The 16,074-nt window shown below is 61.1% G+C and carries 25 protein-coding genes; 19 read left to right on the top strand and 6 right to left on the bottom strand.

What is annotated here, in order from left to right:
- Nucleotides 1-22: 22 nt before the first annotated feature.
- Nucleotides 23-964 carry a YihY/virulence factor BrkB family protein gene (locus tag ACP153_RS20100; protein WP_424972805.1) on the top strand — a complete coding sequence of 314 codons (942 nt, stop codon included), beginning with the start codon at nucleotides 23-25 and terminating at the stop codon, nucleotides 962-964.
- Nucleotides 965-1,062: 98 nt separating this feature from the next.
- On the opposite strand, the gene ACP153_RS20095 is transcribed toward ACP153_RS20100, so the two are convergent.
- From ACP153_RS20095 to ACP153_RS20085, 3 genes are all read right to left on the bottom strand, one after another.
- Complete coding sequence (locus ACP153_RS20095; RefSeq protein WP_424972804.1) at nucleotides 1,063-1,260, bottom strand: CsbD family protein; 198 nt, start codon at nucleotides 1,258-1,260, stop codon at nucleotides 1,063-1,065.
- A gap of 95 nt (nucleotides 1,261-1,355) precedes the next feature.
- Complete coding sequence (locus ACP153_RS20090) at nucleotides 1,356-2,336, bottom strand: zinc-binding metallopeptidase family protein (protein WP_424972803.1); 981 nt, start codon at nucleotides 2,334-2,336, stop codon at nucleotides 1,356-1,358.
- Nucleotides 2,337-2,466: 130 nt separating this feature from the next.
- A complete protein-coding gene (locus ACP153_RS20085; RefSeq protein WP_424972802.1) occupies nucleotides 2,467-2,937 on the bottom strand; it encodes a hypothetical protein in 471 nt (156 codons plus the stop codon).
- Between the two features lie 306 nt (nucleotides 2,938-3,243).
- On the opposite strand from ACP153_RS20085, the gene ACP153_RS20080 reads away from it, so the two are divergent.
- Genes ACP153_RS20080 through ACP153_RS20065 form a run of 4 tightly spaced genes read left to right on the top strand, consistent with a single transcriptional unit; the run spans nucleotide 3,244 to nucleotide 5,955 of the window.
- A complete protein-coding gene (locus ACP153_RS20080) occupies nucleotides 3,244-3,753 on the top strand; it encodes a hypothetical protein (protein ID WP_424972801.1) in 510 nt (169 codons plus the stop codon).
- Nucleotides 3,750-4,148, top strand: a complete 399-nt coding sequence (locus ACP153_RS20075) for a phage holin family protein (RefSeq protein WP_424972800.1) — start codon at nucleotides 3,750-3,752, stop codon at nucleotides 4,146-4,148. Before ACP153_RS20080 ends, ACP153_RS20075 begins: the two co-directional genes overlap by 4 nt.
- Nucleotides 4,141-4,902, top strand: a complete 762-nt coding sequence (locus ACP153_RS20070) for a hypothetical protein (protein ID WP_424972799.1) — start codon at nucleotides 4,141-4,143, stop codon at nucleotides 4,900-4,902. Before ACP153_RS20075 ends, ACP153_RS20070 begins: the two co-directional genes overlap by 8 nt.
- Nucleotides 4,903-4,935: 33 nt before the next feature.
- Entirely contained in the window at nucleotides 4,936-5,955 is a 1,020-nt protein-coding gene (locus ACP153_RS20065; protein ID WP_424972798.1) for an AI-2E family transporter, read from the top strand.
- 71 nt (nucleotides 5,956-6,026) lie between these two features.
- Here the strand turns inward: ACP153_RS20065 and ACP153_RS20060 are convergent, their stop codons facing one another.
- Entirely contained in the window at nucleotides 6,027-6,188 is a 162-nt protein-coding gene (locus ACP153_RS20060; protein ID WP_424972797.1) for a DUF1328 domain-containing protein, read from the bottom strand.
- Nucleotides 6,189-6,345: 157 nt separating this feature from the next.
- On the opposite strand from ACP153_RS20060, the gene ACP153_RS20055 reads away from it, so the two are divergent.
- The 7 genes from ACP153_RS20055 to ACP153_RS20025 all read left to right on the top strand — a co-directional run bounded on the left by ACP153_RS20055 (nucleotide 6,346) and on the right by ACP153_RS20025 (nucleotide 10,346).
- A complete protein-coding gene (locus ACP153_RS20055) occupies nucleotides 6,346-6,654 on the top strand; it encodes a hypothetical protein (RefSeq protein WP_424972795.1) in 309 nt (102 codons plus the stop codon).
- 99 nt (nucleotides 6,655-6,753) lie between these two features.
- Complete coding sequence (locus ACP153_RS20050) at nucleotides 6,754-7,035, top strand: hypothetical protein (RefSeq protein ID WP_424972794.1); 282 nt, start codon at nucleotides 6,754-6,756, stop codon at nucleotides 7,033-7,035.
- Nucleotides 7,036-7,139: 104 nt separating this feature from the next.
- The gene (locus ACP153_RS20045; protein WP_424972793.1) at nucleotides 7,140-8,045 is read left to right on the top strand and encodes a mechanosensitive ion channel family protein; all 906 of its coding nucleotides are present in this window, start codon (nucleotides 7,140-7,142) and stop codon (nucleotides 8,043-8,045) included.
- A gap of 45 nt (nucleotides 8,046-8,090) precedes the next feature.
- On the top strand, nucleotides 8,091-9,047 hold the full coding sequence (locus ACP153_RS20040; protein WP_424972792.1) for an amidoligase family protein: 957 nt from the start codon (nucleotides 8,091-8,093) through the stop codon (nucleotides 9,045-9,047).
- Nucleotides 9,044-9,766, top strand: a complete 723-nt coding sequence (locus ACP153_RS20035) for a gamma-glutamyl-gamma-aminobutyrate hydrolase family protein (RefSeq protein WP_424972791.1) — start codon at nucleotides 9,044-9,046, stop codon at nucleotides 9,764-9,766. The genes ACP153_RS20040 and ACP153_RS20035 overlap by 4 nt, the downstream gene beginning before the upstream one ends.
- Nucleotides 9,767-9,848: 82 nt before the next feature.
- A complete protein-coding gene (locus ACP153_RS20030; RefSeq protein ID WP_424972790.1) occupies nucleotides 9,849-10,043 on the top strand; it encodes a hypothetical protein in 195 nt (64 codons plus the stop codon).
- Between the two features lie 120 nt (nucleotides 10,044-10,163).
- Nucleotides 10,164-10,346 (top strand): hypothetical protein, encoded by a 183-nt coding sequence (locus ACP153_RS20025; protein ID WP_424972789.1) that lies wholly within the window; start codon nucleotides 10,164-10,166, stop codon nucleotides 10,344-10,346.
- 75 nt (nucleotides 10,347-10,421) lie between these two features.
- Here the strand turns inward: ACP153_RS20025 and ACP153_RS20020 are convergent, their stop codons facing one another.
- A complete protein-coding gene (locus tag ACP153_RS20020) occupies nucleotides 10,422-11,276 on the bottom strand; it encodes a formate/nitrite transporter family protein (protein WP_424972788.1) in 855 nt (284 codons plus the stop codon).
- Nucleotides 11,277-11,417: 141 nt separating this feature from the next.
- On the opposite strand from ACP153_RS20020, the gene ACP153_RS20015 reads away from it, so the two are divergent.
- The 5 genes from ACP153_RS20015 (at nucleotide 11,418) to ACP153_RS19995 (ending at nucleotide 14,327) form a co-directional block, all read left to right on the top strand.
- A complete protein-coding gene (locus ACP153_RS20015; protein WP_424972787.1) occupies nucleotides 11,418-12,884 on the top strand; it encodes a TrkH family potassium uptake protein in 1,467 nt (488 codons plus the stop codon).
- A gap of 5 nt (nucleotides 12,885-12,889) precedes the next feature.
- Nucleotides 12,890-13,543 carry a potassium channel family protein gene (locus ACP153_RS20010; protein ID WP_424972786.1) on the top strand — a complete coding sequence of 218 codons (654 nt, stop codon included), beginning with the start codon at nucleotides 12,890-12,892 and terminating at the stop codon, nucleotides 13,541-13,543.
- A 74-nt stretch (nucleotides 13,544-13,617) separates the two neighbouring features.
- Complete coding sequence (locus ACP153_RS20005; RefSeq protein WP_424972785.1) at nucleotides 13,618-13,890, top strand: DUF7218 family protein; 273 nt, start codon at nucleotides 13,618-13,620, stop codon at nucleotides 13,888-13,890.
- An 8-nt stretch (nucleotides 13,891-13,898) separates the two neighbouring features.
- Nucleotides 13,899-14,111: a DUF2945 domain-containing protein gene (locus tag ACP153_RS20000; RefSeq protein WP_424972784.1), complete on the top strand. Its 213-nt coding sequence runs from the start codon at nucleotides 13,899-13,901 to the stop codon at nucleotides 14,109-14,111.
- Nucleotides 14,112-14,132: 21 nt separating this feature from the next.
- Complete coding sequence (locus tag ACP153_RS19995) at nucleotides 14,133-14,327, top strand: PLDc N-terminal domain-containing protein (RefSeq protein WP_424972783.1); 195 nt, start codon at nucleotides 14,133-14,135, stop codon at nucleotides 14,325-14,327.
- A 174-nt stretch (nucleotides 14,328-14,501) separates the two neighbouring features.
- On the opposite strand, the gene ACP153_RS19990 is transcribed toward ACP153_RS19995, so the two are convergent.
- Nucleotides 14,502-15,230: a Crp/Fnr family transcriptional regulator gene (locus ACP153_RS19990; RefSeq protein WP_424972782.1), complete on the bottom strand. Its 729-nt coding sequence runs from the start codon at nucleotides 15,228-15,230 to the stop codon at nucleotides 14,502-14,504.
- 86 nt (nucleotides 15,231-15,316) lie between these two features.
- Between ACP153_RS19990 and ACP153_RS19985 the strand changes: the two genes are divergently transcribed.
- Both ACP153_RS19985 and ACP153_RS19980 read left to right on the top strand, forming a co-directional pair.
- Nucleotides 15,317-15,661 carry a hypothetical protein gene (locus ACP153_RS19985; protein ID WP_424972781.1) on the top strand — a complete coding sequence of 115 codons (345 nt, stop codon included), beginning with the start codon at nucleotides 15,317-15,319 and terminating at the stop codon, nucleotides 15,659-15,661.
- Between the two features lie 191 nt (nucleotides 15,662-15,852).
- Nucleotides 15,853-16,056, top strand: a complete 204-nt coding sequence (locus ACP153_RS19980) for a DUF1328 family protein (protein ID WP_424972780.1) — start codon at nucleotides 15,853-15,855, stop codon at nucleotides 16,054-16,056.
- Nucleotides 16,057-16,074: the final 18 nt, after the last annotated feature.

Here is a 16,074-nt window from a genome sequence, read left to right as displayed (position 1 = left end):
TGCCACAGCAAGGGAGACCGTCGTGACACGTGGAAGAGACGCCAATCGCCCCTCCGAGATCCCACTTGAGGGATGGTACGATATCCTGTTGAGGATCAAGACCCGCATTGTCGAAGAACGCTTGAGCCTCGTGGCGGCCGGTGTCGCCTTCTTTTCGATGCTCGCCCTTTTCCCCTCGATCACAGCCGTTCTGGCAATAGGTGGATTGCTCCTCGACCCGGGCACGATCCTGTCGCAAATGGAGCAACTGCGGGGCATCGTCCCGCCCGAAGTGCTTGAAATCGTGATCGGCCAGGCAACTGAAGTGTCCAGATCCAATGGTCTCGGGTTGGCTCTTGCCGTTTCCATCGGCCTCGCGCTCTGGTCCGCGTCACGCGGGGTAAATACCCTCTTTGTCGGGCTCAACATCGCTTATGATGAAGAAGAAAAGCGCGGCTTTGCCACCAAGACGCTGCAGGTTATCGGCATCACTGCGCTGGCGGTGCTGGGCGCAATACTCGCCAGCCTCGTCTTGGCCATCCTGCCAGCGGTTCTGGCCCTGGTGTCGTCCGGTGGCTTTGCCTTCTGGGCCGCGCAGATCGCCGCGTGGCTGGTCATGCTCGGCTTTCTGACCGTGGGGCTTGCCGTGATCTACCGCTTTGGTCCATCGCGGACCAACGCCCAGTGGCGCTGGCTTTCTCCCGGCTCGATCTTCGCGAGTATCGGTTGGGTCGTCGCGTCCGTCGGCTTCACGATCTATGTCGCCAATTTCGCCAGCTACAATGAGAGCTTTGGCGCTTTGGCCGGGGTGATCATCCTGTTGCTCTGGCTCTGGCTGACCTCCTTCGTTGTTCTGATCGGCGGCCAGTTGAACGCCGAGGTTGAGCATCAGACCAAAGTGGACACGACGATCGGTGCCCCCAAGCCCATGGGCAAGCGCGGTGCAACCATGGCGGACACGGTCGGCGAAGCCCAAATGTCGTAGCAGACGAAGCACTCTCCAGAAGCCACGTCCAACGCAAACCAAAAAGAGCCGGATCCTGTGATCCGGCTCTCTTTTTTGCTGACAACAAGGCTGAAGGCTCAGGCGTCTTCGAGCCAGCGGTCGACCTCTTTCTTGGCGTCTTCCTTCGTCTTTCCGTATTTGGACTGAATTGTGCCTTCGAGGCGTTCGCGGTTGCCATCGATCCGGTCGATTTCGTCGCCGGTCAGCTTGCCCCACTCATCCTGAACCTTGCCTTTGAATTGCTTCCATTCACCTTCGATTTGATCCCAATTCATGCTGAGCTCCTTTGATCTGGTTTTCCATCTGATGCGCCGTATTGAGGCTACTGGGTTAACGCATCAGAGACCCAAGCGTTCCCGCGAGGTCAGACTCATCCCTGCGCGCCGGGTCGGGTCGCAGTCCGATCAGGAACAGGACCTTCAGACAGCGCCTTAAAGGCAAAGCGCAGCTTGGCACGCACATCTGGGGAAACGACAAACGGATAGAGATCGCCAAGCCCCATGGACCGGTTCACGTGGTTCAGCGCAAGTGTCAGGTCGAGAGCTGTGGCAATCGCGTGCTCAGCGTCATCTGGCATGGCTTTTGGCCCCAGATTGACGGCGCCCGCGCTCTCGACCACGTCGCGTAAGTGAAGCGCGTGCGCGGCGGTTTCAGCCCAGTCTTCATGGGGGTGGCTCGCCGCATAGCGCGTGATGTGCGCCTCCCGCCATTTCGGGCGCGCACCAGCATCGTGGTACTGTGCCAGAGCCTGGGCGTAGTCCGTTCGCTCATCCCCAAAGAGGCACCGAAATCGGTCCGAAAAATTTGGAAGCTCAGACAATCTGAGAAACAGAAAATGCGCGATCTCGTGGCGAAAATGCCCGATCATCGTGCGAAAGGGTTCGTCAAATTCCTCACGCCGGGCAACGATTTCTGCGGGGTTTGCCTCGGCGACATTGATTGTGATGCACCCGTTCAAATGCCCCATCATCGGCTGTATCTGGCCTTGAGCCGTTTGCTCCGCAAGCAGGTCAAACACTGGCCGCGCGCCAAGATCCTGCGAAGTAAACCAGCCAAGCGACATCAGCTGAGACAGGACCTGACGCTTGGCCGCTTCGGCCCGCTGCCAAAGGACGTCATTGCCCTCGACGCTGAGGTCCGGACGCGTATTGGTCATCGCGCAGGACGGGCAGAGCGCGCCATCTTCCTCTGGCTGCCAGTTACATGCGATCACCGCGCGATTGGCGCAGGATCGGGTGCGCTGCACCATTGCCTCGGCCACCGGATCGTAGCTGATCTCAAACCCACAACCGCACCGCAAGTTCTCGAAGTAAACCGGGCTCCCACAGTCAGGACAGGCGAAAACACGCACGAGGCGCTCCTTCCATGATTGGTAAGTCGTCACGCGAAAGGGGCGCCCCGAAGGACGCCCCCGCGCACTGAAGTTATGAAACTCGCACGCTCATTCGGGGGACACACACTACACTCCCCCCGAAGTTCGGTTACCCGAAAACGATCTGCTCAAGGCGTTCCTTGGTGAAGTTTTCGTCTTCGGTGTCCAGGGCGAGAATCTCGGCCTTCGTCTCATTGGACAGAGTGTCTGCGTCAACCGCGATGTCGTATTCGTCCAGGATGCCCTGCACCACGTCGCTCTCCGGCAGCTCCACCTCGACCTCGACGTCCGGTGCGGAAACATAGCCGTCAACAGCGGTGTCGGACGCGCTCACGCCGACGATCTGTTCCAGACGCTGCTGCGTGAAATTCTCTTCGGTCAGGTCCAGCGCCTTGATCTCGGCCAGCTGCTCCATGGAGAGCGCGTCGGCATCAAAGGCAATGCTGTAGTCGTTCAGGGTCTGCTGGACGCCGCGCACCAGATCCATTTTCGCGTCAGCCGTCACCTCCACTTTCGTGTCAGCCATCACCGGCGCGGCCAGCAGGGTCAGGGCGGTGGTGTAGGTCAGAATGCGTTTCACGGTGAAACTCCTTTTACGGTTACTGTCATGTGGCCCGGATCCACCGTGCCACTTGCATCCCCAACACGAGCCCCCCGAACTTGGTTCCGAAAAAGTTCAGGTCGGTGTTTGTTTTCTGTCAGCAAGGGAGGAAACGGAGAGTCTCAAAGCATTGCGGAATGACCAACTCCTGTATTTCCCGCTCCGCTGCGATGCGGGCGCATTCTGTTTAATGGTTGTGACGGCGAAGCCCATTCGGCGCAATTTCGGAACCCAATCCTTCGCGGCAACGTTAGCTCGGTGAATGTTAACAAGCAGGAGGATGCCATGACGCATCATGACACCGAGACCTCTTCGTCCCTTGCTGACACCGCGCGCGCGCAGGTTCGCGATGCGGCCAAGGAAGCCAAGACGCAGGTTGCACAAGAGATGCAGGGTCGTGCCGAAGACTTGCGCGCCAAAGCTGCCGACGAGACGCAGAAGGTGGCCAACGCCGCGGATGCGGCCGCTCGAGAGTTCGATGCAGGCACAATCCAGGCTCAGGCGGCGGGTCAGGTGGCCGATGCGCTGGAGCAGGTCGCCGCGCAGGTCCGGACCACCGATCTTGACCGGCTGGCCCGCAACGTGAGTGGTTTTGCCCGCGAGAACCCGGCGATCTTCATTGGCGGTGCGGCGTTGCTGGGGCTTGCGGCAACGCGGTTCCTCAAGGCGCGCCCGCCCCACGACGAGGCACGCCCCGCAACCCCGCACCATCCCGAGTCTGTTGCTCCCCATGGCAGTGAAGATGTCTGGGGCACAACCGGTTCAGTGGATCTTGCGGCGCGAGGTGCCGCATGAGCCATTCGGAGGAGATCAAACAGGCGCCGTCGCATTTCGTGAATGCGCTGCGCCAATTCACAACGCTCGTTCAGGATGAGATCGCCCTGGCCCGGGCAGAGCTGACCACGTCGCTGTCCAGGGCCGGGACCGGACTTGCGATGATCGGCGTCGCCGCACTGACAGCCCTTGTGGCTCTGAACACGCTGGCCGCCGCGGTGGTCGACTATCTTGCCATGACGGGTCTGACCCTTGGCACCGCCGCGCTGATCGTCGCGGGTGTCCTGCTGGTTGTTGCGATTGCCCTGATGTTTGCCGGCAAAGCGCGTCTCAAGCCCGAGGCGCTTGTGCCCGAGCGGACGGCAGAAAACCTCAAACGCGATGTTGCGGAGATCAAGGAGGCGACAGATGTCTGAAGACAAGCTTGACCAGATGGAGCGCCGCCTGGCCCATGACCGCGCCGCTCTTACACAGTCTCTCGACGCGTTGAGTAACACTCTTGCCCCCGAGCGCCTGTCGAGTACCGCTGAGGGCTACGCGCTCGAAGTCGGTCAGCAGCTCTGGGGCGAAGCGAGGAAGAACCCGGCGGCCTTCGCCCTTGTTGGCGCGGGTCTGGCCCTGCTGCTGAGCGGAGCCGGTTCGCGCGGAGCGGCGGCCGCGCCGCGGCGTGCCGTGGCGCCCGAGGCGGCCATGGATGGCTTCGACGCCCGTGTGGCCCAAGCAGATGCCCGGATCCGCAGTTCTGCCACGGGCGAGCGGCGACCAGCCGTATCATCGCGCCGCCTGCGAGCGGCTGTGGATGCCGGGCTGGAGCATCTGTCACCCGAGGCCCGCGGCAAGGTTTTGAAACTGCGCCACCAGGCGATCGAAACCCAGATGAAGATCGAAGAACGCGCCGAACGTGCCACCCGCAAGGCCGGCGCCGCCTATGGTCGCCAACCGCTGGCCTTTGGCGCGGCGGCTTTCGGGATCGGCGCCCTGATTGCGTCGGCCTTGCCCAGCACCCGGCGCGAAGACGACCTCCTGGGCGCGCATCGCGACCGGTTGATCGCTGCAGCCTCGGACCTTGTGCGCGGAGAAATGGACGCGCTCAAAGCCGATCCGCAGGCTGGAGATGTCAATCGGGCGCAACCGCTGCGGAACCTGAACGGTCACTATGCCAGCCACTGACCTGACCCCGCGCTGTCGGTTGCGGATGACCCGATGCTGAACCTTCTTTTGTCCGAACGCAGTGCGCGTGTCATGCTGCTCCTCCTCACCATCATGGGAGGGGCAGCATCTCTCTTTCTTGCCAAGCCCATCCTTGCCCCGATCGTCTTCGGGCTCGTGGTGGGCGTTGTCGTCTCACCCGTAGCCGACAAACTGAGCCGCTACGGCATTCCTCGGGTCATTGTTGCGCTGTCCGCGCTCGGAACGGCTTGCCTCGGTATTGTCGCGTTCTTCCTGGCTCTGGAACCTCTCACATCCTCGCTTGTGGCCAAGCTCCCCAAGATCCGCGCTGAGATGCAGAACTGGGCCGAGACGCTGTCCAATGCTCTGCGGGGCATCGAGGAGCTGAGCGCCGAGATCGAGCGCACCGTGGGCACGGAGTCTGAAATCGATCTTGGGGAAAGCGTGCCAACCGTGATGGATGCCCTGTTGCTTGCCCCGAACTTCGGCGCACAGATGCTCGTGTTCGTGGGCACGCTCTTCTTCTTCGTGCTGGCGCGCAACGACCTCTACGACAACGCGGGAAGCTTCCGTGACAGGCTTTTTCGCGCAGATCGTGCGGTGTCGCGCTACTTTGCAACTGTAACCCTTGTGAATACCGGGCTCGGGATTGCCACGGCCTTTGTTCTCAGCGTGATTGGCCTTGAGAACGCAATCCTTTGGGGGTTTGCCGCAGGCGTTCTAAACTTCGTGATCTATCTCGGGCCGATCCTCGTGATGGTCGGGTTGCTGATCGCAGGCCTCATGCAGTTCTCTGGCGCGATGACAGTGTTGCCGGTCTTTGCGTTTCTCTGCCTCAATCTGACCGAGGCACAATTCGCCACGCCAGCCGTTGTGGGACAGCAATTGAGGATGAGCCCGCTCGTCATCTTCATTGCGATCGTATTTGGCCTTTGGCTTTGGGGACCCATCGGCGCGATTGTCGCGCTCCCGATGCTGTTGTGGCTCTACGCGGCACTGTCGCCGCGATTTCGGCTGTCGCATTCCCCCGCTCCGCAACCCCAGCAGACCTAAAAAAGCCCCATCTGGTGTCATCCAGATGGGGCTTTCAGTCAGACCGCCCTGCGGTCCTGGGTCTGCGCATGTCAGCTCCGTACGGCGCGGAGGACGAAGGTTGCGACCGCAAGAATGATGAAGATGACAAAGAGGATCTGTGCAATTCCGGCGCTCGCGGATGCAATACCTCCGAAACCGAACACAGCGGCGACGATGGCAACGATGAGGAAGGTAAGAGCCCAACCCAACATGATGAGGTCCTTTCAGAATTGTTCGAGGTTACGGGCACCCAACGTGCGGCCCGCGGCAAAGGTTCCCGGATCCCCAGACCGGCACCCGGTGTGAGAAAGTCGGAACCAATCGCGAGCGGGCACGTTTTGTCAGCGAAACAACACACAGGAGAAGATGATGTCCTTCGCCGAGTACAACACCGATACACCGCCGCTGCCCCAAGCCGCCCAGGCTGGTGAGAAGACCACCATGGATAAGGCCTCCGAGACGTTTTCCGACATGGCGGAGCGTAGCAAGGCCCAGATGGATGCGAACCTTCAGGACCTGCAACGCGTGACCGATGACTTGGGTGCAGAAGTCTCTCGCGCCGTGACAACCGCTACCGAGGAGGGCACCCGGTTCGTGCGCGAACATCCCGGTGCAGCTCTGGCTGGGGCTGTGGGTCTGGGCGTGCTGGTCGGCCTCGCACTGCGTCCACGCAGCTGATCCGAAACCTCGCCTCTTCTGAATCAGAGCACGAAAAAAGGGAACGTTATCAAGACGAAAGCGTTTCCAGTATATACGAGATTACAAAGGAGTACCCCGATGAAAACCCCCTATGTTGTTGCCGCCGCTGTCGCTGCCGTCATGCTTGTGGCCGGGACCGTCTACATGGTCGATATCGACCAGACCGAAGAGGCCGCGCTGCCGGATGTGACCATCGAAGGTGGCAATCTACCGGAGTTCGAGGCCGAAGTGGGTGATGTCTCGGTGGGTGAGACCACTGTGACCGTTCCCACCCTCGAGATCGAAACCCCTGAGGAAGAACAGCGCGCCGAAACCGGTTTCCTGAACACCGAGAGCGCCAACACCGTGACCGCCAACTAATCCCACGATCATTCCGCCCCAAGAGCCCGGACCTCTGCGTCCGGGCTTTTTGCGTTTAGTGCGGCTATCGGGAACGCCGAGCGTGCCGCTTGCGTTGAGAGAGCATGGAACAGATCACAGAACTGGTGCCCGACGGCGCGCTCGTCCCTCTCTTAGATCAAGTGAATGGCTGGCTTCAGGCCGCGATCGCGGCCCTGCCGCGGCTCGGTATCGCACTCTGTGTGGTGTTGCTGACCGCGCTCGCGGTAAAGGTCGCCCATGGCATCATCCGACGTATCGGATCACGCGCCCGCATGCGACGCAACCTGATCGATGTTCTGCAATTGTTGAGCTCGGTGACCTTTTGGCTGATCGGGGGGCTCATCGCGCTCACTGTGGTGTTCCCCACCGTTACCCCCGCGCGTGCTTTGACCACGCTTGGTCTCGGGTCGGTCGCGATCGGTTTCGCCTTCAAGGATACGTTCGAGAATTTCCTCGCCGGCATTCTCATCCTACTCCGCGAACCTTTTCAGATCGAAGACTACATCCATTGTGAAGGCGTCGAAGGGCAGATCGAGGCCATCACAATCCGGGACACACATATCCGGCAGACGGACGGCCAGCTGGTCGTGGTGCCCAATGCGGAATTGTTCCACAATCCGGTCACGGTGCGCACGGACCGCGACGTCCGGCGCGCAACTCTGATCTGCGGTGTGGCTTACGGTGAAAATGTCGATGACGCCCGAGAGGTGATCGAAGCCGCGGTGCGCAAGGTGGATCTAGTCCGGGATGACGTGCGGGATATTCAGGTGTTCGCCAAGGCGTTCGGCGCGAGTTCCATCGACTTCGAGATCACATGGTGGACTGGCTCCCGCCCGGTGGACATTCGGGCAAGCCGGGATCAGGTGGTGGCGTCCGTCAAGGCGGCGCTGGATGAAGCCGGGATCGAGATTCCCTTTCCCTACAGAACGTTGACCGTTAACGAGCCCATCCCCGTGGCACCCGTCAGAGGCGATCAAGCCGAGCGCTGAGGGGCGGGCAAGGGAACTCTCTGAGCCTTCAGGCGTTTTCGGAGTATGACACATTTTCCCGCACTCCCCTTCCCCGAAATGCCGGATGGCACGCCGCGCCGCTGCGGAGTCGAGCTCGAATTTTCCGGCTTGAGCGAAGCGCAGGTCGTTGCTCTGATCCTCAATGAACTGGGCGGATCGCTCGGGGCGCACGCGCGCCACGCGGCGACGGTGCACGATACCGCGTTGGGCGATATCCGCGTGGAGTTGGATATCTCCCTCGCCCATGATCATCCGTCCAATTGGGTTGAGACCGGGCTGGGACTTGCTCGGGATGTGATCCCGGTTGAGGTGATCACCCGTCCGCTGACCCCGGCCCAGATGCCAGAGCTGGACCGCTTCTGCGATGCCCTGCGTCGCGCGGGCGGCGAAGGCACCGGTCGCAGCATGCTGCGCGGCTTTGGCGTACATCTAAATGTCGCGGCCCATGCGCCCGACGACGCGTTCACGCGCCGTACGATCCTCGCCTTCGCGTTGCTGGAGCCGTGGTTGCGCACAACCCTGCCTCTCGATGGCACGCGACGAATCCTGCCCTTTGTGAACCCTTGGCCACTTGGCCTAGTGGATGCGCTGGTAGCTGAACCAGATGCAGGTTTCGGGGCCCAATGCGCTCACTACGCAGCTGCCATCAAGAGCCGCAATCACGGTCTAGATTTGCTGCCGCTCTTCAAGTTCCATGACCCCGACGCCTATGCGCGGGCCTATCCCGATGCCTTCAAGGTCGCGGCGCGCCCGGCCTTTCACTTCCGTATGCCCGATTGCCGGCTCAACGACGCCGACTGGTCGCTCGCCGAAGGGTGGAGCATGTGGCGCGCGGTCGAAACCCTGGCTGCAGCGCCGGAGTTGCTGGACAGGCTCTGCACCGCATGGCCCCAGCATCGTCAACAGATGTTCGGCGGGTCCCGAAAGTGGGCGCGCATCGTATCCGACCTCCTGATCCCCCAATCACGAGTTGCTTCATGAAACGTCCTCTGATCGGTGTCACGACCTCCAGCCGCTCCGGTTGGCGGGTGTTTCCGTTTATAAACCTGAACCTCTGGCTGGTCGGAGGCAGAGGCGTGCGATGGGGAGCCGGGCGCCCCGCAGATCTGGACGCGGTCGATGGCATGATCATCGGCGGTGGAGATGACATTTCGCCTGAGCTCTACGGCATGACGATCAAGACGACAGCGCGCCTCGACCCGGCCCGCGACGCCCTGGAACATGGATTGGCGACAGAAGCCCTTGCGCGCAATATCCCGGTGCTTGGCATTTGTCGCGGTGCGCAGATGCTCAACATCGCGGCGGGCGGATCGCTGCATCAAGACGCCTGGAGCGTCTATCCTGATGCCAAACCGATCACCACTGTCCTGCCAAAACGCGAAGTCACTGTTTGCGACAAGACCCGGCTGTCGTTCATCGCTGGGATGGAACCGATGCGCGTGAATGCCCTGCACAGCCAATCGGTGGACAGGCTTGGCGAAGGTATGCGGATCGCTGCGCAGGATCGTGCGGGCATGGTTCAGGCGATCGAGCGCGTGACCGACCCGTTCGCGCTAGGCGTGCAATGGCATCCCGAGCATCTGTTCTATGCCAAACGTCAACGCGCGCTATTCCGAGCCCTCGTCGTGGCGGCGCGCGCCCGGGCGGAACAGCGCCTGCAATCGCCGGCGGTCACAGAGGCCGCGCTGGCGGCGATCTGAAGAGACTGTCGTCAGGGTGCGGAACCCAGAGCACAGCCCGTGCGTTTCCTTGGCAAGAGTTAACAACGTCAAAGGAGAGCCCATGTCTGCGCCCGATACTGACCTCGAAACACAAAAGAAGCGCCATATCGGCCCGCTTGTGGGCATGGGCGCCGCCGTCGCCTTCGCGGCGATCCTACTGGTCGGCTATCTTTTCCTTCTGGCCGAGCGTGGCACCCCGCCGGTTGAACCCGATGCGCGGATTGACGGTCGCACGGGCGCGGTGATCGAAAACTGATCCGCATTTTTTCCATGACAGCGTCGGAGCCACATGCTCCGGCGTTTTTTTCTGCCCCCAGGGAACGGGCCACGCCAGCAGACGTTGATCCGGCACAACGTCACAAAAAGGAAACCCGTCATGGATATCACCCAGCTTGTCGTCATTCTCTTTCTGGCAACTGCCTTTGCCGTGATCGCCTTCGCGCTGACCAGCAAGCACAAGGTCGAACAGCGCTTGTCCGATCCGGATGCGCCGAAATCCAGCCTCGCCAAGGATGGCCCGGACCACCAGGATGCAGAGGCTGTCGAAAAGGCCGCCTGACCCGACCCGCCAATAGAAAAAGACCCTCCCGCGATGCAGGAGGGTCTTTTTTCGTGTCTTGCGGAGCGTGGGCGGCTACGCGCCCGGCTCGGGAACTTCGGCACGGGTTTGCGCCCAAGCCAGCATGGTGAACACAGCCGTCCCGCCAACCACATTGCCAAGCAGGACCGGAACGAAGAAGGAAAAGACCGCGCTCAGAACGCCCAGATCCCCCGCGAGCATGACATAAGCCATCTCGACTGACCCGGCGATGATATGGGTGAAGTCTCCCAACGCGATCAGCCAGGTGATCAACAGGATCAGCCAAAGCTCGTTGCCGCGCGCAACCGGCATCATCCAGACCAGGGCGGCGATCAAAACCCCTGCGGGAATACCCCGTGCGAAGCCTTCGACTACCCCCATGCCGGTCGCATGAGCGCTGAGCTCGGCAACAGCGCTGGCAACTTCGGCACTCAACACGGGCGCGAATTGAAGGAAACCGCCCGCCAAGAACGCGCCGACCACGTTGGCGAGCAAAACGATCCCCCACAGCTGTGCGGTACGCCGGAAGAGGTTCTCGCAAGGATTGATGAGCACGGGTACGACCGTTGTGATCGTGTTCTCGGTGAAAAGCTGCATCCGCCCGAGGATCACCAGCACGAACCCGAGGGAGTATCCAAAGTTCTCGACGATATAGGCCCATGGAGCGTCGGGCAGATGGGTGCGGAGTAGCGCCTCGCCCAGAACGGAAAACGAGATCAGAAGACCGGCTGCAATCCCCGAGAACCAGAGGGCCGCATTCGGACGGCTCAGTTCCTCTTCTCCGCTCTGGCGGATCGTTTCGAACACAAGGCGGGAGGGCATGGCCGAGGCCTGGTCAACAAGGCGTTGCTCTTGTGGCGTTTCGGTCAACGGTTCGCGCGTTGTCGCGGGATCGGAAGTCTGAGACATGGTGTGGGTCCTGGGTGGTGGATGTCACAAGACAAACCGATGACGTGGTCCCTTTGTTCCGAAGAGGATGGAACCACGCGGTGATACAGGCGTTGGTCGCCCGATGTATGGCTCATACCCCCCTGCCCCAATGGTCACCCCATGACGGGATCGAATTCGATCGCCCGCGGCAGTGGTGCGGGGAGTGATACGCTGATCCAGCGCGCGCGCTTCGCAACCGTGCTCATTACCATTTCGAAACATGCGCCCACCTGCGTCGTGGTCTTCTTGCCCCCGGCGATATGGGCTGCTGTCGAAGGCGCGTGGGACCTGGCGACCTGGTTGATGGGGGCGGTGGTGCTCGCGGGCCTCGGCTGGTTGGCCACGTATGGGCGTGCCCTGCCAAGCGATCTGCGCAAGGTGGAGGCCATGGTGACCGTGGCGTTGCTTTTTGTGCTGGTGCCGGTCCTGTCGATCCCGGCTTTCATGTCGCTTGGCATGGCCCCGCTCGATGCACTGTTCGAGGGAATGAGCGCGGTCACGACAACCGGTCTCTCGGTCGCACAGGATCCGGACAGCTGGCCGTTTTCTGCCCATGTCCTGCGGTCGTGGATGCAGTGGTGCGGCGGGCTGGCCATGGCCACGGCAGTGCTCGCCCTGCTCGTGTCACCGGGACTGTCGGCGCGCAAGCTTGGCGATGCCGGGATGGATAACGAAGACCGCATCTCGTCGACCCGACTGCAGGCCCGGCAACTGCTCGGGGTGTATTTCGGGCTGACCGTGATCCTGACGCTTCTGACGGTTCTGGTCATACCAGATCCTGGTGAAGCGCTTGTGCTGACGTTGTCGGCGATTTCCACCGGCGGTTTCGCGCCGCGCTCCGACAGTCTGGCGAGCTACAGTCTCGTGGGACAGTCCATGGTGATCCTGTCCTGCCTGGTCGGCGCTATTTCCCTTCTGTTTTACGTCTATCTGCTGCGCGCGAGGTTTCAGGATGCATGGCGTCTGGGGGCCTTGCAGCGCATGCTACGCGCTCTCCTGTTCTTGATCGCCTCTGGATTGGTTCTGCTGCTCCCTCAAACCGTCGAGTTGGGCCCGGAGGTCTTTCTCGACCTGATCTCCGGGGTGACGACGGCTGGTTTCTCCACCGGTGCCATGCCTCTTGGCGGACCACTTTTGTTGCTATTTGTGGTCGCGATGGTGATGGGCGGGGATGTCGGCTCCACGGGGGGGGGCCTGAAGCTCATGCGGGTGGGTGTCTTGTTGCGCACTGTGCGCCACAGCCTGCTCACGGCGCGCTTGCCGGATCGAGCGGTGGCCCCGCTCCGGCGACGGGGAAGGCCCGTCCCGGATGCGACCCTGATCGGCCTGATGGGGCTGGTAGTGCTCTATGTCCTCACGATGCTCGCAGTCTGGACCCTGTTTCTCGCCCATGGACATCCGGCGCTACCTGCGCTGTTCGACACGATCTCGACACTCTCCACGGTCGGGCTCTCCACAGGTGTGGTCAGTGCCGATCTGAGCCCCGATCTCAAACTCGCACTGACCCTGGCCATGTGGCTCGGTCGGCTCGAATTCATTGCCGTGCTCGTGCTTGTTCTGCCGCGCACATGGTTCAGACAGAGGTAATTCCCATGCGCATCGTCATTGTCGGAGGGTCCAAGTTCGGGATCGCCACGGCCGAACGGCTCATTGAACTCAATCACGAAGTGGTCCTGATCGATCGCGACCGTGACCGCTTGGAACGTCTGTCCGAACGGCTGGATTGCGGAATGATCGAGGGCGACGGCACGCTGCCGACAACCCTGCGCGAAGCATTCTCCGGCGAAGAGGACAGCTTGATCGCGCTCACGAATGCCTCCGATGACAACATCCTGGCCTCCCTCGTGGCCCGGTCCATCGGCTATGGGCGCGTGATCCCGCAGATCGTGTCGCCAGAACTGTTGGATGTCTGCCACGAGCTGCAATTGGACGATGTGATCACGCCCCATGCCACGGTTGCGGACAGCATTTGTCAGGGGCTCGAGGAGAAGTCCGAGATCGATGAGGAAATCAGCCTTCAGAACGAACTTCGCCTGCGTCGGATGACCTTCCCGGAGGATGCACCCCCCGGAACGCTGGATGCCCTGTCCCTGCCGGAGACTGTCCTGCCGGTGGCGCTGATCCGAGATGGGCAGGAAACGCTGGCCGCTCCCGATACGGAGCTCGCGCCGGGCGATTGCCTGTTGATCGCCGGTCCGCCCGACGCCCTGGACGCGCTCGCCGCAAAGCATTTCGACTGCGCCTAGGGGAACCATTTGGCGCTTGCGCGCGTTGGTTACCCGAGTGCCGGGCATCACCCTGCGAAAGAAATCGGACCCCAATGTCGAAACACGGACATCAGATCAAGGACGATGACACTTACGAGGCGCTGCGCCGCGAAGGTGCGTCCAAGGAAAAAGCCGCGCGCATCGCGAATGCACAAGCCGCGAGTGACAAGGGTCACATGGAAAACCCCGCGTCCAAAGGCGGGACCGCCCCTCCCTATGAGGAGTGGCACAAAGCCGAGCTTTATGACCGGGCCAAGGACCTCGACATCAGGGGGCGCTCGGACATGAGCAAGGCGGAATTGATCGACGCTCTGCGAAATCATTGAGGACAGCCATGGCGTTTCAAGTTGGACAGAGCGTTGAGTGGAACTGGGGCAATGGCACGGCCACAGGCAAAGTCACCCAGATCTACACCCGCAAAATCACCAAAACGATCAAGGGCACTGACGTGACGCGCAACGGGTACGACGAGGACCCGGCCCTGCTGATCGAACAAGCCGATGGCAGTCAGGTGCTCAAGAGCAGCACCGAACTGAGCGCGGCCTGACATCCAAGAAAGGAGCCCCTTATGGGTATCGAAATCACCGGCATCGGAGGGTTGATCCTCCTCATCCTGAATATCTGGGCCTTCGTGTCGATCATCGGATCAACCGCGAGCACTGGCGCTAAAGTCTTGTGGTGTTTGTTGGTTCTGATCTTGCCGCTGCTCGGCTTTCTCATCTGGCTGTTCTTCGGTCCGCGCAGCGCGCAGCGCTCTGCCTAGGAACGGTTTCACAGGTTGCGGCTGCGCTGCCCTTCAGCCGCCCATTGGCAGATGGTACATCCCCTTCCAATCATCTGCCTTTCTACTTGGCCTCCCCCTCGGGGGAGGTCTTTTTCGTGGCGTGCAGCCAGCCCACGTCTCGATGGCCCTGACGCGCGTTTGCAGCCGCGGGGGTCAGATAAGTGGCCTCGCGGGGACATCCATCTCGTCCACCATGCCACAGGCGGCAAGCGCGTCTTCATCTTGAACCGTCAATTTGCCCTCCCGCCAATCCGCGAGCCCCCTGCGGCGCAACTCTGCCAAGGTCTTGTTCGTATGGACCAGCGAAAGCCCCAGAGCGTCGGCCAGGTCCTGCTGCTTGTAGGGCAGCGCGCATTGACTCTTTTGGACAAGACCAATCGCTTTTGCGCGCGAGAAGAATCGGAACAGCGCCCACGCGATTTTTTCCAGCGCCCCTTTCTGTCCTACGCTGGCAAGGGCCTCGCCAAGGAAACGTTCTTCGACCGCGGCCAGGAAGGTCATGTCATAGGCACGCTCGGGGTAGGACTTGAACAGGGTCCAAATCTCCGTGCGATTGAACACGCAAAGCGTCATATCCGTGGTGCTTTCCACCGAATGATGCATCTGTCCCATGACGCTGGCTTGCAACCCGATGAAGTCACCGGGCAGCACGAAACTGACAACCTGGCGACTGCCATCGGCGAGTGTCTTGTAACGTAGGCCATGGCCCGAAAGACAGGTATAGAGCTGTGCAGCATTCGACCCTTCAATCAGCAGCTGTGTTCCCGCGGACACCTTCATCTCACCGGTCTTGAATCTCCGCATGAACGCGACTTCATCCGCGCCGATCTTGGTGAAGAGCGGTTTTTTGCGAAGCGGACAGGCCGTGCAATCGATGGTCATTTTGAGCGTTCCTGTATGTCATAGTTTAATGCGAGGTGTTTGGGGATCTGCGAAACTCGAGACGGACGGCGATCTGGAGAAGCCCGATGTCACCTGCGCCGCGCGCACTGATCTTGTCGACAAATGCCCTGGAGGCGCAGGACCTTGCGGAAATGCTGGAGAGCTTTTTTGGCATGACCAGCGCAATATGCAGGAGCATTGACGCCGCGCTCGACGTCGCACGGGCAAACCGGACGAGCTTGGAAGTCGCCTTCTTGGGTGCCTCCATTCAGGCCACGGACCTGAGCGGTTTGATCGGGTCTCTCCGGGACAGCCAAAGCACGATTGTCTTGATCGATGCCGAGCCCGTCTCAGCGCAGGCGCAAGGTCTCAGATCACTCTTGCGACCCTTTTCGGCCGAGCATGTTCGAGAAGCCCTCGAGAACAGGTGACTGAGCGCACGCAGGCGCAGAAAATGCATCCGGTGGATCGCGCCGAGATGCGGGCGGCCACCTGAGGCGAACCAAGGTCATTGCAATCTCCTTTGAGGAAGCAACGCCCGACATCCGTGAGAGTTCCCGGAACCATCGTTCTTTTCCCGCGTTGCCGACGCAGAGTGTCGGGTGCTCGGAAAGGAAGAGAGATGTTGATTTGGGCCGCTTTGTTTGCCGGTTCAGCGATTGTATCGGCGATCTTCGGTTTCACGGAGATCGCAGAAGCTTCCGCAGGCATTGCAAGAATTCTCTGTGCAGTTTTTGCAAGTCTCTCGGTTTTCGCCATCGCCCTGCACGTCGCCAACTGGCGCAAAAGGCAATCCATCCAGCGCCAGCCATCGGACGAAACCTAACTTCAGGAACGGAGTATC

The organism is Dinoroseobacter sp. S76, assembly GCF_049801095.1.
In the GTDB taxonomy this organism is placed as follows: domain Bacteria; phylum Pseudomonadota; class Alphaproteobacteria; order Rhodobacterales; family Rhodobacteraceae; genus Dinoroseobacter.
The sequence above is the reverse complement of the archived record's forward strand: the minus strand, read 5'-3'. Positions and strand labels throughout refer to the sequence as shown.